Origin of the sequence: Pseudomonas fluorescens (assembly GCF_902497875.1) — a bacterium.
In the GTDB taxonomy this organism is placed as follows: domain Bacteria; phylum Pseudomonadota; class Gammaproteobacteria; order Pseudomonadales; family Pseudomonadaceae; genus Aquipseudomonas; species Aquipseudomonas fluorescens_BR.
On the sequence record NZ_CABVHY010000017.1, the window covers coordinates 63,534 to 77,984 of the forward strand.

A 14,451-nucleotide genomic window follows, 5' to 3' on the forward strand; every position below is an offset into this window, starting at 1 on the left:
CGCCCATTATTTGCAACGCTGGCAGCTCAATGCCGAGCGCCCGGCCAAGCGTGTCGCCAAGGCTTCGCTGGCGGTGCAGCGCTGGTACCGCAGCACCTACGGGCACATCCTCGACCAGGCTCGCGCGCAGAACGGCGAGATCCTCTGGGTTGACGACTACGGCGCGCGCAACGACCAAGGCAAGCTCAGTTACGGCGTGCTGCGCGCGATCAGCAATCGCGGCAAGGTGCTCTGGCTGCCTTACGAAGACGGGTTACGCGCGCCGCACCTGCAAGATTTCTTCGACCGCCTGCATCGCTCGGCCGAACGCAAGGTGTTCGCCCTGCTCTCGGGCATGCACTGGCAACGCGCCGCCACCTTCATCACCTGGGCGGGCGAGCGCGCCGATCGGCTGCATCTGTTCCACCTGCCCGAAGCCAGCGACATGCTCAGTGGTGCCCGCGAGCTGGCGACCCACATCAGCCAGCAAGCCGCGCGCGCCAACCATGACGATGTGGTGCTCGACCACGCGGCAGCTGTCGCCTCCGCCCTGCCCCGCAACCCCATGCTGCAGATGTTGCGCCTGATGTTAAAACATCAAGTCGCGCATAAGTCCGAACCGCGGCAGTTGTACGTTGATAAACGACAACAACAAAAAGCGAGAGGCCAATTTATGACGCTTACCCACCTGCAACGACTGGAAGCCGAAAGCATCCAGGCAATGCGCGAGGTTGTCGCCGAATCCGACAACCCGGTCATGCTCTACTCCATCGGCAAGGACAGTGCGGTCATGCTGCACCTGGCCATGAAGGCCTTCTACCCGGCCAAGCCGCCCTTCCCTTTGCTGCATGTCGACACCACCTGGAAGTTCCAGGAGATGTATCGCTTCCGCGATCAGATGGTGGCCAAACTGAACGTGGAGCTGTTGACCCACACCAACCCCGAAGGCATTGAAATGGGCATCAGCCCGTTCAAGCACGGATCGCAGATCCACACCGACATCATGAAGACCGAAGGTCTGAAGCAGGCGCTGGATCACTACGGCTTCGACGCGGCCTTCGGCGGCGCACGCCGCGACGAGGAAAAATCGCGGGCCAAGGAACGGATTTTTTCCTTCCGCTCCGACCAGCATCGCTGGGACCCGAAGAACCAGCGGCCGGAACTCTGGCACCTGTACAACACCCGTAAACACAAGGGCGAGTCGATCCGCGTGTTCCCCCTCTCCAACTGGACCGAGCTGGACATCTGGCAGTACATCCACCTGGAAAACATTCCGATCGTACCGCTGTACTTCGCCGCACCGCGCCCGGTTGTCGAGCGCGACGGGATGCTGATCATGGTCGATGACGAACGCATGCCGCTCAACCCGGGTGAAGTGCCGATGATTCGCAACGTGCGCTTCCGCACCCTCGGTTGCTACCCGCTCACCGGTGCCGTCGAGTCCGAAGCCGACACCCTGCCCAAGATCATTCAGGAAATGCTGCTGACCCGCACATCCGAGCGTCAGGGACGAATGATCGACCACGACTCGGCCGCATCAATGGAGAAGAAAAAACAAGAGGGGTATTTCTAATGGCACACGTATCTGACCTGATTGCCGAGGATATCGAGCAATACCTCAAGGCCCACGAGCACAAGAGCCTGCTGCGCTTCATTACCTGCGGCAGTGTGGACGATGGCAAGAGCACCCTGATCGGGCGCCTGCTCTACGATTCGAAAATGCTCTTCGAAGACCAGATGGAAGCGCTGGAGGCCGACTCGAAAAAAGACGGCACCCAGGGTGGCGAACTGGACTTTGCCCTGTTGGTGGATGGCCTGGCCGCCGAGCGCGAGCAAGGCATCACCATTGACGTGGCCTACCGTTTTTTCTCCACTGACCGGCGCAAGTTCATCGTTGCCGACACCCCAGGGCATGAGCAGTACACCCGCAACATGGTGACCGGTGCCTCCACGGCCGACGTGGCCGTGGTGATGATCGATGCCCGACGCGGCGTCCTGACTCAATCCAGGCGTCACAGCTATCTGGCCTCGCTGCTCGGCATTCGCAAGGTGGTACTGGCGGTCAACAAGATGGACCTGATGGACTATTCGGAGAAAGTGTATAACGCCATCGTCGATGACTACCGCACCTTCGCCAAGCAGATAGGTCTACAGGATTTCACCGCCATCCCGATGTCCGCGCTACGGGGTGAGAACATCACCGAGCAAAGCGAACACATGCCTTGGTACCGCGGTACCACGCTGATGGGTTACCTGGAAACCGTCGAGATCGACGAAGCGCACCAGCAGAAACTGTCGTTCCGTCTGCCGGTGCAGTGGGTCAACCGCCCTAACCTGGATTTCCGTGGCTTCACCGGCACCATCGCCAGCGGCGTGATTCATCCCGGTGACCGTGTACGCGTGTTGCCGGGCGGACAAGAGAGCCGTATCTCGCGCATCGTCACCCTCGACGGTGACTTGCAACAAGCCGTGGCCGGACAGTCCATCACCCTGACCCTGACCGAAGAAGTCGATTGCAGTCGCGGCGATGTGCTGTCCACCGCAGAAGACCCGACCAGCGTGGCCGACCAGTTCCAGGTCAGCCTGATCTGGATGCACGAGCAGGCCATGCTCGCCGGTCGCCCCTATTTGATGAAAATCGGCGGCAAAACCCTGTCAGTGACCTTGTCGGTGCCCAAGTACAAGGTCAACGTCAACACCATGGAGCACTTGGCGGCCAAAGAGCTGGCGCTGAACGAGATCGGCGTGTGCAACCTCTTTACCAGCCAGCCGATCGCCTTCGATGCCTACAAGGACAACCGTGAAACCGGCAGCTTCATCCTCATCGATCGTCTGAGCAACGCCACCGTCGGCGCGGGCCTGATCGAGTTCTCCCTGCGCCGTTCGCAGAACATCCATATGCAGCACGTGGATGTGAACAAGAAAGCGCGCGCCGAACAGATGGGCCAGCAGCCGGTGTTGCTGTGGTTCACCGGCTTGTCGGGCGCCGGCAAGTCGGCCATCGCCAACCTGCTGGAAACCCGACTGTACGCCCGCGGCCGGCACACCTACTTGCTCGACGGCGACAACGTGCGCCACGGCTTGAACCGTGACCTGGGCTTCACCGATGCCGACCGGGTAGAAAACATCCGCCGGGTGGCCGAGGTGTCCAAGTTGTTCGTGGATGCCGGGATGATCGTGTTGTCGGCCTTCATCTCGCCGTTCCGTTCCGAACGCGATATGGCGCGCGGGCTGCTACAGGAAGGCGAGTTCATCGAGATCTTCGTCGACACGTCGCTGGCCGTGGCCGAGGAGCGCGACCCCAAGGGCCTGTACAAGAAAGTCCGCCGTGGCGAACTGAAAAACTTCACAGGCATCGACTCGCCCTACGAGGTGCCGAACAAGCCGGACATCCATATCGAGACCAGCAAGCTGACGCCGGAGGGCGCAGTGGATCGCATCATCGCGGTGCTGACCGAGCGCGGCATCATCGGTAAAGAGTTCTAGCCCCATCGCCCGGTTCGCCGGGCGCTTAACGATCGCCTCGAGTAGTCCGAAAGGACGACGCGAGGCAAATAAAACAGTGGCCCTGTTGTGGGCCGATGAATCCGGTTCGGGCGTCTCTGCGCAGACGTTCACGATCCGGGTTCGACTAATCAAGAGCGTCGAACAATGACAATCAGCTCGATTGACGAACAACACCTGTTGAGTGGCCAGACCTGGTCCACGTTTTGCGATCACCTCAAGCGCTGTGGCGAGCAGATTCTGCGCCCCGAAGCGCCAGCCGATGCGGCCACCCGCGCCGAAGGTTTCCGCTACCTCACGCGCCTGCTGCGCATTGGCCTGGAGATGCACATCGAGTTTGCCGATCCGGCCTTTCCCAGCTTCTTCAAGACCTCCCACGAGACCGCGAAGATCGGTGCCGACAACCCGGACAACCTCTACGAGTACTCGCGCCTGGACGGCACGCTGGAATATCGCATCAAAGGTCAGCGCGGCAGCGTCGCCTACCTGAGTTTCGGCACCCAGAAAGGCGGTTATGAAACCGACGGTACGCTGATCCAGACCGGCTTCATCGATGCCAGCCAGTTACAGGTCGATGCCCAGGGCAACTTCGAAATCATCCTCAGCCGCGAGCCGAAACCGGGCAACTGGTTGAAAATGGAAGACGCCACCAACGCCCTGATCGTGCGCCAGACGTTTCTCGACCGTCGGATTGAAGAGCCGGCCAAGCTGAGCATTGAGCGCATTGGTTCTGATTCCAAGCCACAGGCCCTTGATCCGGCGACCTTCCAGCAAGGCCTGGCGCGGGTCTCCAGTTTCGTGGAGAACACCGCCAGGCTGTTCGCCGACTGGAGCCAGAGCTACCTGCCTCACAGCAATCAACTGCCACCGGCCAACCAGGCCCTGTGTCAGTCAGTGGGCGGCGACCCGAACATTTTCTACTACCACTCGCACTGGGCGCTGGCTGAAGACGAAGCCTTGGTCATCCACATCGACAAAGTGCCGGAGTGCGACTTCTGGAACTTGCAGATCAACAACTACTGGATGGAGTCGCTGGACTACCGCTACCACCAGATCTGCTTCAACAAACACCAGGCCCAATACGACGACAACGGCGGCGTGACCCTGGTCCTCAGCGAGCGGGATCCTGGGCTGAGTAACTGGCTGCAAACCGCCGGCGTACGCCAAGGCACGATGTGCCTGCGCTGGGTCGGTGCCCAGGAGCAATGCCACCCCACCACCCAAGTAGTCAAAGTGTCTGCCATCGCGGAGGCCCTATGAACGCGCATCCCCTGATTGAAGAGTTGACCGTCGAAAGCCTGTTGGCCAGCGCCATCGCGCGCACCGACGGCCTGAGCAATTTTGGCGATGACAACTATCGCGAGTCTCTGGAAGCACTGCTGGTTGCCTTGGCCGCCGAAGCCGAGTTGTCGCAGACCGGCCAGTACTTGCTGCAGGAAAGGCTGGTGGGACAACTGGTCAATCGCCTGGTGATCGAGGACTACCTTGTCCGCTATCCGCAAATCACCCAGATACAGATCGACGATCCGCTGGTCATCGTAGGCCTGCCACGCACCGGCACCACCATGCTGCAACGCACGCTGGCGGTTGACCCGCGCTTCCACTCGGCTGCCTGGTGGGAGACCCGCTTCCCGGCACCGCTGGCAGACGAAACCCTGGCCGTGCCGGCCAAACGCATCGCCCAGGCCAAGGCCGAGGTCGAGCTGATGGCCCAGGTCATCCCGCAGATCCTCGCCATCCACCCGCTCGATGCCATGCTCTGCGACGAAGAGTTCATGCTCATGGAACACTCGTTCATGTGCGCCATGGACGCCTACGTCAACGTGCCCAGCTATACCCGCTGGCTGGATCAGCAAGACCAGCGGCCGGTCTACACCCAGCTGAAAAAAATGCTGCAGTTCCTGCAATGGCAGAAAGGCCAACGGGGTGAACCTGCAGGCCAACGCTGGCTGCTCAAAGCCCCCCAACACCTGCACACCCTGCATCTACTGCTGGATGTTTTCCCGAAGGCGCAGGTGATTTTGACCCACCGCGAACCGGCCCAGACCATCCCGTCAATGGCGAGCATGGCCCACACCCTGTGGCAGATGTACAGCGACAACCCTGATCCGAAAGCCGCCGGCGAACAGTGGAACCACCGCATGGCGCGTGGCATCCGTCACACCATGCAGGTCCGCGACCAGCACGCTGCCGAGCGCTTTCTCGACATCCACTTCGCCGACACCGTGACCCAGCCGATGGATGTGCTGGAAAGGGTTTACGCCTTTGCCGATCTGCCGTTTACCGAAAAGGCCCGCGCCGACGCGCAGGGATGGCTGTCGCAAAACAGCCGGGAAAAACGTGCCAGCCACGACTACAGCCTGGAGCGTTTCGGTTTGAACGAGGCGCAGATGACTGAGGACTACAAGGAATATCGCGCCCGTCATTTGAGCGTCAACCACTAAACCCAGGCTGGAGGATTCATGGAAAAACTCATGTTGACCCTGTGGAAACCGCCACAGCAAAGCGTCGAGCAATGGCGCCAGGCGTTGCTCGACCTGAGCGACAATCTGGTCAGCGTCGGCGCGCGTACCCTGCGCGTCATGGTGGTTGATGAGGGCGTGGCCGCCGCGTCTGCACAGCGCATTACCAATAGCGCCGTTCCCCTGGACGGATTGCTCTCGCTGTGGCTGGACAGTACCTCGCAATGGCCGTCCATCAAGGCGCTTGTGACACCGTTGACCAGTCGCCTGGAGGCTTATCTGGTGCTGGAATCCGAGCCCTACCCCGAGGAGCGCAAGTCGCGTGTAGCCCACTACCGGGTACCGGTTGGCGAGCGCACACCCGGCATGAATCAGGTGGCGCTGCTGCACAAGCCAGATCGGATGAGCTACGAGCATTGGTACGACACCTGGCGCAACGGGCACGGGCCGAATGCCTACCCTCTGCAGTCGATCTTCGGCTACCGGCAGAACACCGTGGTACGTGCGCTCACCTTCGGTGCGCCGGTGCTGCACGCGATCGTCGAGGAAAACTTCCCGCCAGAGGCCATCGGCAATCCGCAAGGATTCTTCGCGGCCCTGGGCGACCCGGACAAATGCGCGCAGCGCCAGCAGGCCATGTACGAATCGACCAGCAAATTCATCGACTTCGAGAAGATCGACTGCATCCTCACCAGCGAGTACCAGCTCAGTGCCTGAGTAGCCCATAAGGAGACTTCATATGTTGGATCTAGAAGCAATCGAGCTGATCAAACAGCTCAAGGCGCGCTATTTCCGCGCCATCGACACCTGCAACATCGAGATGCTGCAGGGCATGCTCACCGAAGACGTCGCCCTGTCGTTCAAGAGCCCTGCCTACGAGTTCCACGTCAATGGCCTGGGCGATGCGCTGGACTTCTACCGCACCTCGTTCACCAAAACCCGCTTGGCCACCCACAACGGTCACACCCCGGAAATCGAAGTCGATGGCGACCAGGCCACGGCCCTCTGGTACCTGAGCTACGTGTTCATCAACCTCGAGGACAACACCCACATGCACGGCAGCGCGATCTACCAGGATCGCTACATCAAGCACGGCGAGCGCTGGATGATCGCCGAGACGGGCTACGAAACCTTGCTCGAGACTATCCAACCCTTGAGCGAACAGCTGCAGATCACCTCCAGACCCATCAACTGAATGCACAACAGGAGACAGTCATGGCCAGAGCCGAAAACATAGTGACCTCCCACACGGTGGAAATTAACGCCCCCGCGCGGGTGGTCTGGGAAGTGCTCATTGATCTCGACAATTACCACCAGTGGAACAGCTTCTGTCCGAGCATTCAGTGCGGCCTGCGGATCGGCGACGAGGTGCATATGCAGGTACTTACCCCCAATACCGGCGAAACCGTTCCGGTCTTCGAATACCTCGTGGCCTGCGACCCCGAGCAGCTGTTGTCCTGGGAGCAGCGCCCCGTCCCGGAAAACATGGACGCCGCCCGCCGCGATCAATATATCAAGGCCATCGATGCCAACCGCTGCAGCTATTTCACCACTGATATTTTCCTGGGCCTGAACCAGGACACGATCATGCGTGAACACGGTGCCTGGGTAAAAATCGGCTTCGACCAGATGGCCCTGGATCTGAAACGACGCGCCGAAGAACTGCACGCCAGCCGCACCTGAACGACCCACTCCCTACCAAAACAATAAGAAGGTAATTGCCATGTTGCTGAAAGATAAAGTCGTCATCATTTCCGGGATCGGCCCTGGCCTGGGCATCAAGCTGGCCGTGCGTGCCGCGGAGTATCAGGCGAAGGCAGTGGTGTTGGCCACCCGCACCCCCGCCAAACTGGACCAGGCTGAACAGGCCATCCGCGACGCCGGCTACAGCACACAGGTATTGAAAGTCCCCACCGACATCGCCCAGGCCGAACAGTGCCAGACGCTCGCCGACCTGACGATCGAGCACTTCGGCCAGATCGACGTATTGATCAACTCTGCCTACGCCCATGGCGCCTGGGGCAGTTCCTCCGAGTCGTCAATGGACGACTGGCGCAAGGCGATGGACGTCAACCTGTTTGGCACCATGCACATGACCCAGGCCGTGCTGCCGCAGATGAAGAAACAGCAGTCGGGCAGCATCGTCATGATCAACACCATGGCCACCCGCACCCCCAACCAACTGGAATCCGGCTATGCCGTCTCCAAGGGCGCATTGAAAACCGCCGTGCAGTACCTGGCCCAGGATCTCGGCCCGTTCGGCATCCGCGTCAACTCCGCCTTCATGGGCTGGATGTGGGGCGCGCCGGTGATCGGCTACTTCGAGAACGAAGCCAAGCGCCTGGGCGTCCCGATGGAGTCGCTGGTCGACCAGGTCGCCCAGCAGATTGCGTTGCGCAAAATCCCCGAAGACAACGACTGCGCCATGGCCGCCCTGTACCTGGCCAGCGATTACGCCAAGGTCATTACCGGCGCGCAACTGGATGTCAACGGCGGCCACTTTCTGCCCTGCTAAATACTTCAAGGCGACAGGAATGTCGCCTCACTCAGATATTCACAGATGGCCGTGCAGCCATCGCCCTACCGCTGGAGATTACCGACATGCTGGACCTCGTTGCCATCGAGCAAATCAAACAGCTCAAGGCCCGCTATTTTCGTGGTATCGACACCTGCAACCTCGAACTGCTGCGCACCGTCCTCGCACCCGAAGTGAAGATCAGCTTCGACAGCCCGACCTACCAGCTAGAACTCAACGGACTGGAGGAGGCCATCGAGTTCTACCGCACCAGCTTCACCAACCGCCGTTTCGGCATGCACAACGGCCACACCCCGGAAATTGAGGTCAACGGGGACGAAGCCACCGGCCTCTGGTACCTCAACGACGTGTTCATCAACCTTGATTCGCAGACCCTGCTCAACGGCAGCGCGATCTACGAGGATCGCTACGTCAAGGTGCAGGGCGAGTGGCGCATCCTCCAGACCGGTTACAAGCGGCTGCTGGAGATGATCGGCCCGCTGGATGCCCAGTGGAGGATCACCTCTCAGCCGATCAACTGACTGGCCGTTTAACAAAGCAAAAAGCAGCTACAAGGCGTCCGCGTACCGCTCGAATTTCTTCGGTTTGAAGTTCGAACGAGCGCTGGGAGCTGGCTCAGTGGTCTCCGACGTTCGCTATTTTTCTGCCAGCGAAACCGGAGATGAAGGCTTGGTGAAGTGGACAACCGGTGTGGTCTAAAACTTATCTGGTTCAGTTCTGCCGATGACCATCCATCAGCTAGTTCCCGCGCCCGGAGCAGGCCACTAGACTTCACATGGGGGATGAAATCAACGCACCTCAAATCAGGAGATCTGTGATGAACAGAGCATCTTGGCTGGCGTTGGTAGTGGCCGCAGGGGCAATTTCAGGTTGCGCGAGCAGATCCGAAATTGTCGATGTCCCCCTGGATGCTACCCCGCACAACGCAGAGCATATCGCTCGAGCCACCCTCAGCCCGGTGGGCAACCAAACCAGCATCTGGCTCACCGTCGGTGGTGTCCCCCACGACATGGCCGTATCCAGCCGCCTCGACACCGCTATCTACGCTGGCTCGTGCCAGCAGCTGGGCGCACAACCGGCGTACAAGACCCGTCAGGCCAACAGCGTCGACTATCCATCGCTGGCCCCGCGAACCCAGCATTGGGCCCAGGCACCGGTGGCACTGAGCGAACTGACCAAGGGTGACTATGTCTTGCTCGTTCGCACCAGCCCGGCAGACGGCAGCCGACCTCTTTTCTGCGGCAACATCAGCGCTGGCTAGGGGCGCATCAAGCAAGCTGCTCGGTACCGTGGCCTGCGCAACTTTCGCCAGGCCACGGTGACGCCTCCATCAGCTTGCCAGGGACAATATTGGTCAATCATTTTCTCCGCGGCAGCCTGGAGAAAAAAGTTCGATAAGACTCGCAGAGATGCCGCCAACGTGCCGATCCGGACCAGACCTCACACAGCAGTGCACCGGTAAGACCCAGGTGTACTGCCTGTCCACCCCCGAAACGCGCGATGGAATACTGCGTTGGAGTCAAAGCCTAACCCTAAAGCAATCTGGGTGATCGAGAGATCCGTGTGAATCAGCTGCTGCACGGCGATATCTCGACGTAAGGCGTCTTTGACTAGCTGGTAGCTAGTACCCTCTTCCTTAAGCCTGCGGGTCAATGTGCGAGTGGACATGAGCAGCGCGATGGCAGCGCCCTGCAAACTGTCATCATTCTTTAGGTTCGACAATAAGTATTGGCGCACCTGCTGAGCCACCAAACGCTCTTTCAACGTGGTGAACAACCAGTAGCGAGGGGCGGCCTTAAGAAAGGGCAGTAGCTCGGCCTTATTGCGGCGAAATATGCGTGCCCCCCACTCAGCGTCAAAACAGAGTGTTGTACAGGGTTGCTGGAAGCTGATCGGCGCAGGGAACATGTGCATGTACTCCGAGGCATACACGGGCCGTGGAAAGGAAAACATTACGCTGCGCAGAGGAATTTCCTGCCCGATCAACCATGACGCAACACCGTGAGCCAGCTTCATCATTAACTCATGGCCGAAGCGCTGTAGCTTGGCGGTGCTGTCACGTGCTTCGAGGGAAATCACAATCCTGCCCGAATCTTCGGTGTAACCGAGCTGGTAGTCATCAAGCAACAAGTTCCAGAATCGCGTGAAACGGTACATGGCGTTGGAAAGGGAACTAGCGTCAAGAAGGCTCAAGCACAAGTACTTGAGCGTGCCACTACGAATACGCCTGGACCATAACCCCATCATTTCGTCACCACTGCCCACGGCCACTTGCTGGTACAAGCGCACAAACTGATCGTAGGTCACCCTCGCGTCTGGCGTTCCCAGCAAGTGTTGGGCGATACCTGCTGCCGTGACAAAACCCTGTATGTCGGTTCGGCTACAGATACTGGTAGCCCCCTGTAACAGTCCCTGGACGAAGGTCATAGACAAGGTGTTATCCACCGGATGATCCACGCGTCCCCACTCCTCTGCGCATCGCCAGACTGGCGTGATATGCAAATAAATCGGCGTATCGGGTTATTTCAAGCCCGATAAGTAGCTGGTTAAGCTAAGGCTCAATCGGCACCGAACGCAACCCGAACCCAGAGCCATATCAAAACACAGGTGGCGGGTAATGCAAGTCTGATAGTTCGATGCAAGGACCGGTATCTCATAACAAAAAAGGGGCTTCTCCATGGACCGTAACACCCGCACCCTCGCTACCCGACTGCTGCTGGCCGGCGGCGTCATTAGCCTCTCGGCACCCGCCGCAGCGGACTTTATCCAGGACAGCAAGGCCAGCCTTGAACTGCGCAACTTTTACTTCCACCGAGATTATCGTCAGACCAACGCCCCTCAATCCAAACAAGAGGAATGGGCGCAGGGCTTCCTGTTGCGCTATGAGTCTGGCTTCACTGAAGGCTTGATCGGTGTCGGTTTCGATGCCATCGGCCTGGTCGGCGTAAAACTCGACTCCAGTCCTGATCGTGCGGGCTCCGGGCTGCTCAAACGTCATAGCGACACCAGCAAAGGTGCCCAGGACGAGTATGGCGAACTGGGTCTGACCGCCAAGTTGCGCGCCTCCAAAAGTGTGCTGAAATTCGGCACCCTGCAGCCCAAGCTGCCGACGATACTGGCCAACGATTCACGACTGCTGCCACAAACCTTCGAAGGCGGTCAGTTAACGTCGCTGGAAATCGAAGGCCTGACCGTGGATGCCGGGCGGCTGACGCAAGTCAACCAGCGCGACTCCTCGAACTATGAGGATATGGGCATCACCCGAACCGGTGCCAAAGGCATCACGACGCGTCATGTGGATAGCGACAGCTTCGATTTCGCCAGCCTGAATTACAAATGGACCAGCAACCTCGCCACCGGCTACAGCTACGGTCACCTCGACAACTTCTACAGCCAGCACTTGGTGAACCTGACCTACCTGTTGCCGGTGACGACGGGCCAGTCATTCAAGACTGATCTGCGCTTCGCCCGCTCCACGGACGATGGCGCTAGCAACGTCGACAACCGCGCCGTGGGCGCGATGTTCACCTACAGCCTTGGAGGTAATGCGTTCGGTCTGGGCTATCAAGCCATGAGTGGCGACACCGGCTACGCCTACATCAACGGCAGCGATGCGTTCCTGGTGAACTTCGTACAGATCGGCGACTTCGCCAGCAAGGACGAACAGTCCTGGCAGGCGCGTTACGACTACAACTTCGCGGCCATTGGCGTGCCTGGCCTGACCTTCATGACCCGCTACATCAACGGCTCGAACATTGATCTGGGCGGCAACCGTCCCGAAGGCAAGGAGTGGGAACGCGATACCGACATCGGCTATGTCATACAGGGTGGCCCGCTGAAAAATGTCGCTGTGAAATGGCGTAATGCGACAGTTCGTTCGAGCCACTTTGGCAGCGACCTGGATGAGAACCGCCTGATCGTCAGTTATAGCCTGCCAATCTGGTAAACAACCGGGCTCATCCCGTTAACGAACGCACCAGGGACGCCACTTGCGGGCCACGTCCCGCGCCTTCCTTCATATGACCAATATGCCCCAAGCGTACGGCATACCCTAAAACGATCCCTGCCTCTAACAAGTTTGGCGTGATATGCAAATAAATAGGCGGATCGGGTTATTTCAAGCCCGATACCTCACTGGCTAAGCTAGGGCTGTACCAATGATTAAAGCGACCTTGACCAAGAGACACCATTAAACAGATCACAACACAGTGGCAGGTAATGCAAATCTGCCACTCATCGAGACACTCTATCCAGCCGTCCAGAAGACTGCTCACTAATAAAAACAATGGAGACTTAACCATGCTGTTACATGGCGGAATGATGAACCAACCTCTTCTCATTTCTTCGATCATCACCCATGCGGCGCGTAACTCCGGTAGTCATGAAGTGGTGTCGCAGCTTTCGGATGGCAGTCTCCATCGTTACACCTATGCCACCTGCGAGCAGCGCAGCAAACTACTGGCCGGCGCTCTGCTGGACCTGGGAGTATGTCAGGGTGATCGCGTGGCGACACTGGCCTGGAACGGCTATCGCCATCTGGAAATCTACTACGGTGTTTCAGGGCTCGGCGCGGTCTGCCATACCATCAACCCCAGGCTGCATCTGCAACAGATTGTCTACATCATCAATCATGCCCAGGACGTCGTGGTGTGTTACGACATCGGCTTCGCGGCGCTGATCGCGCAGATCAGCGGGCAATGTCCAAGCGTGCGTCACTGGATCGCGCTAACCGACATCGACCCTGCCGAAGGTTCTCTGAGTTACGAGGCATTGCTTCGCCAGGCCAACGCCCTTGAGCACTGGCCCGAGTTCGATGAGAACACCGCTTCGGGTCTGTGCTACACCTCGGGAACCACCGGGCAACCCAAAGGTGTCTTGTACTCCCACCGCTCCACGCTGCTCCAGGCATACGCCGCTTCTCATCCCGACGCGATGGGTATCTCCGCACACGATGTGGTGATGCCGCTGGTACCCATGTTTCACGTCAACGCCTGGGGACTGCCCTATACGGCGCTAATGGCGGGTTCCAAGCTGGTCCTGCCCGGTAGCCGGCTGGATGGCGCATCTCTGCAAGCACTCTGCGACGGCGAAGGCGTGACCTTTTCAGCAGGCGTGCCTTCAGTCTGGCAGGGCTACATCGAAACCCTGCAGGCCAGTGGTCAGCGACCGCGGACCCTGCGCAGAGCCTACATCGGAGGATCAGCCTGTCCGCCAGCGATGTTCAGCGCACTCCATGAGCTAGGCGTCGATGTCACTCACTCCTGGGGCATGACCGAAGTGTCGCCCCTGGGAACGGCTTGCCGTCTGCTGCCCAAGCACGATGACGAGGACAATCAAAGCAGAATCCGGGTGTTGGCCAAGCAGGGACGCGAGTTGTTCGGCATCGAAATGCGCACGGTCGATGAAGGTGGCATAGCCCGGCCCCGAGACGGACAACAGCCAGGCAACCTTAGGGTGCGTGGCAATTGGGTGGTCCGTGATTACTACCAGAGCGACTCAACGGCGCTGACCGAAGGCTGGTTCGACACCGGTGACATGGCCACCATCGACGAAGACGGTTACCTGCTGATCACCGACCGCTGCAAAGATGTCATCAAGTCCGGTGGCGAGTGGATCTCCTCCATCGACCTGGAAAACATCGCCATGGCCCATCCCAAAATACACATGGCCGCCTGCATTTCCTGCGATCACCAACGCTGGGGTGAACGCCCTCTGCTGGTCGTTGTTGCCAAGCCTGACACGCAAGTCGATGCCGCCGAGTTGTTGGCTTTCTTCGAACACAAGGTTGCCAAATGGTGGATACCCGATGACGTCCTGTTCATCGCGGACATGCCCCTGACCGCCACCGGCAAGCTATTCAAACTCGCCCTGCGCGAGCGGTATCGCGATCACTACGAGCGCCAGTCATCGACTGGCGGCAATACACAGAGCCCTCCCCTGAACCAGGCACACGCCTGACCCATCACTGCT

At 59.3% G+C, this 14,451-nt stretch carries 13 protein-coding genes; 12 read left to right on the plus strand and 1 reads right to left on the minus strand.

The window, feature by feature from the left end; genetic code table 11:
- Window positions 1–652: 652 nt before the first annotated feature.
- From cysD to F8N85_RS18110, 10 genes are all read left to right on the plus strand, one after another.
- Window positions 653–1,552, plus strand: a complete 900-nt coding sequence (cysD, locus tag F8N85_RS35025) for a sulfate adenylyltransferase subunit CysD (RefSeq protein ID WP_412072501.1) — start codon at window positions 653–655, stop codon at window positions 1,550–1,552.
- Window positions 1,552–3,465: a sulfate adenylyltransferase subunit CysN gene (gene cysN / locus F8N85_RS18065; RefSeq protein WP_150804910.1), complete on the plus strand. Its 1,914-nt coding sequence runs from the start codon at window positions 1,552–1,554 to the stop codon at window positions 3,463–3,465. The genes cysD and cysN overlap by 1 nt, the downstream gene beginning before the upstream one ends.
- 165 nt (window positions 3,466–3,630) lie before the next feature.
- On the plus strand, window positions 3,631–4,743 hold the full coding sequence (locus F8N85_RS18070; protein WP_150804911.1) for a DUF1214 domain-containing protein: 1,113 nt from the start codon (window positions 3,631–3,633) through the stop codon (window positions 4,741–4,743).
- Window positions 4,740–5,927: a sulfotransferase family protein gene (locus F8N85_RS18075; RefSeq protein WP_150804912.1), complete on the plus strand. Its 1,188-nt coding sequence runs from the start codon at window positions 4,740–4,742 to the stop codon at window positions 5,925–5,927. The genes F8N85_RS18070 and F8N85_RS18075 overlap by 4 nt, the downstream gene beginning before the upstream one ends.
- An 18-nt stretch (window positions 5,928–5,945) precedes the next feature.
- Entirely contained in the window at window positions 5,946–6,662 is a 717-nt protein-coding gene (locus F8N85_RS18080; RefSeq protein WP_150804913.1) for an EthD domain-containing protein, read from the plus strand.
- 22 nt (window positions 6,663–6,684) lie between these two features.
- Entirely contained in the window at window positions 6,685–7,140 is a 456-nt protein-coding gene (locus F8N85_RS18085; RefSeq protein WP_150804914.1) for a nuclear transport factor 2 family protein, read from the plus strand.
- Window positions 7,141–7,160: 20 nt separating this feature from the next.
- On the plus strand, window positions 7,161–7,628 hold the full coding sequence (locus F8N85_RS18090) for an SRPBCC domain-containing protein (protein ID WP_150804915.1): 468 nt from the start codon (window positions 7,161–7,163) through the stop codon (window positions 7,626–7,628).
- Window positions 7,629–7,668: 40 nt separating this feature from the next.
- Window positions 7,669–8,460 carry an SDR family oxidoreductase gene (locus tag F8N85_RS18095; RefSeq protein ID WP_150804916.1) on the plus strand — a complete coding sequence of 264 codons (792 nt, stop codon included), beginning with the start codon at window positions 7,669–7,671 and terminating at the stop codon, window positions 8,458–8,460.
- An 86-nt stretch (window positions 8,461–8,546) separates the two neighbouring features.
- Window positions 8,547–9,002, plus strand: coding sequence for a nuclear transport factor 2 family protein (locus F8N85_RS18100; protein WP_150804917.1), 456 nt, complete (start codon window positions 8,547–8,549; stop codon window positions 9,000–9,002).
- A 296-nt stretch (window positions 9,003–9,298) separates the two neighbouring features.
- The gene (locus F8N85_RS18110; RefSeq protein ID WP_150804919.1) at window positions 9,299–9,742 is read left to right on the plus strand and encodes a hypothetical protein; all 444 of its coding nucleotides are present in this window, start codon (window positions 9,299–9,301) and stop codon (window positions 9,740–9,742) included.
- A gap of 179 nt (window positions 9,743–9,921) precedes the next feature.
- On the opposite strand, the gene F8N85_RS18115 is transcribed toward F8N85_RS18110, so the two are convergent.
- Window positions 9,922–10,938 carry an AraC family transcriptional regulator gene (locus F8N85_RS18115; RefSeq protein WP_150804920.1) on the minus strand — a complete coding sequence of 339 codons (1,017 nt, stop codon included), beginning with the start codon at window positions 10,936–10,938 and terminating at the stop codon, window positions 9,922–9,924.
- A 220-nt stretch (window positions 10,939–11,158) separates the two neighbouring features.
- Here F8N85_RS18115 and F8N85_RS18120 point away from each other — a divergent pair, with 220 nt between their 5' ends.
- The gene (locus F8N85_RS18120) at window positions 11,159–12,427 is read left to right on the plus strand and encodes an OprD family porin (protein WP_150804921.1); all 1,269 of its coding nucleotides are present in this window, start codon (window positions 11,159–11,161) and stop codon (window positions 12,425–12,427) included.
- A gap of 374 nt (window positions 12,428–12,801) precedes the next feature.
- Complete coding sequence (locus F8N85_RS18125; protein ID WP_318183224.1) at window positions 12,802–14,439, plus strand: long-chain-fatty-acid--CoA ligase; 1,638 nt, start codon at window positions 12,802–12,804, stop codon at window positions 14,437–14,439.
- The last annotated feature ends 12 nt before the right edge of the window (window positions 14,440–14,451 follow it).

Coding starts and splice junctions, on each gene's coding strand:
- F8N85_RS18080 (WP_150804913.1), top strand. CDS start 5,946: ATGGAAAAACTCATGTTGACCCTGTGGAAACCGCCACAGCAAAGCGTC.
- cysN (WP_150804910.1), top strand. CDS start 1,552: ATGGCACACGTATCTGACCTGATTGCCGAGGATATCGAGCAATACCTC.
- F8N85_RS18090 (WP_150804915.1), top strand. CDS start 7,161: ATGGCCAGAGCCGAAAACATAGTGACCTCCCACACGGTGGAAATTAAC.
- F8N85_RS18120 (WP_150804921.1), top strand. CDS start 11,159: ATGGACCGTAACACCCGCACCCTCGCTACCCGACTGCTGCTGGCCGGC.
- F8N85_RS18075 (WP_150804912.1), top strand. CDS start 4,740: ATGAACGCGCATCCCCTGATTGAAGAGTTGACCGTCGAAAGCCTGTTG.
- F8N85_RS18125 (WP_318183224.1), top strand. CDS start 12,802: ATGAACCAACCTCTTCTCATTTCTTCGATCATCACCCATGCGGCGCGT.
- F8N85_RS18100 (WP_150804917.1), top strand. CDS start 8,547: ATGCTGGACCTCGTTGCCATCGAGCAAATCAAACAGCTCAAGGCCCGC.
- F8N85_RS18110 (WP_150804919.1), top strand. CDS start 9,299: ATGAACAGAGCATCTTGGCTGGCGTTGGTAGTGGCCGCAGGGGCAATT.
- F8N85_RS18095 (WP_150804916.1), top strand. CDS start 7,669: ATGTTGCTGAAAGATAAAGTCGTCATCATTTCCGGGATCGGCCCTGGC.
- F8N85_RS18070 (WP_150804911.1), top strand. CDS start 3,631: ATGACAATCAGCTCGATTGACGAACAACACCTGTTGAGTGGCCAGACC.
- F8N85_RS18085 (WP_150804914.1), top strand. CDS start 6,685: ATGTTGGATCTAGAAGCAATCGAGCTGATCAAACAGCTCAAGGCGCGC.
- cysD (WP_412072501.1), top strand. CDS start 653: ATGACGCTTACCCACCTGCAACGACTGGAAGCCGAAAGCATCCAGGCA.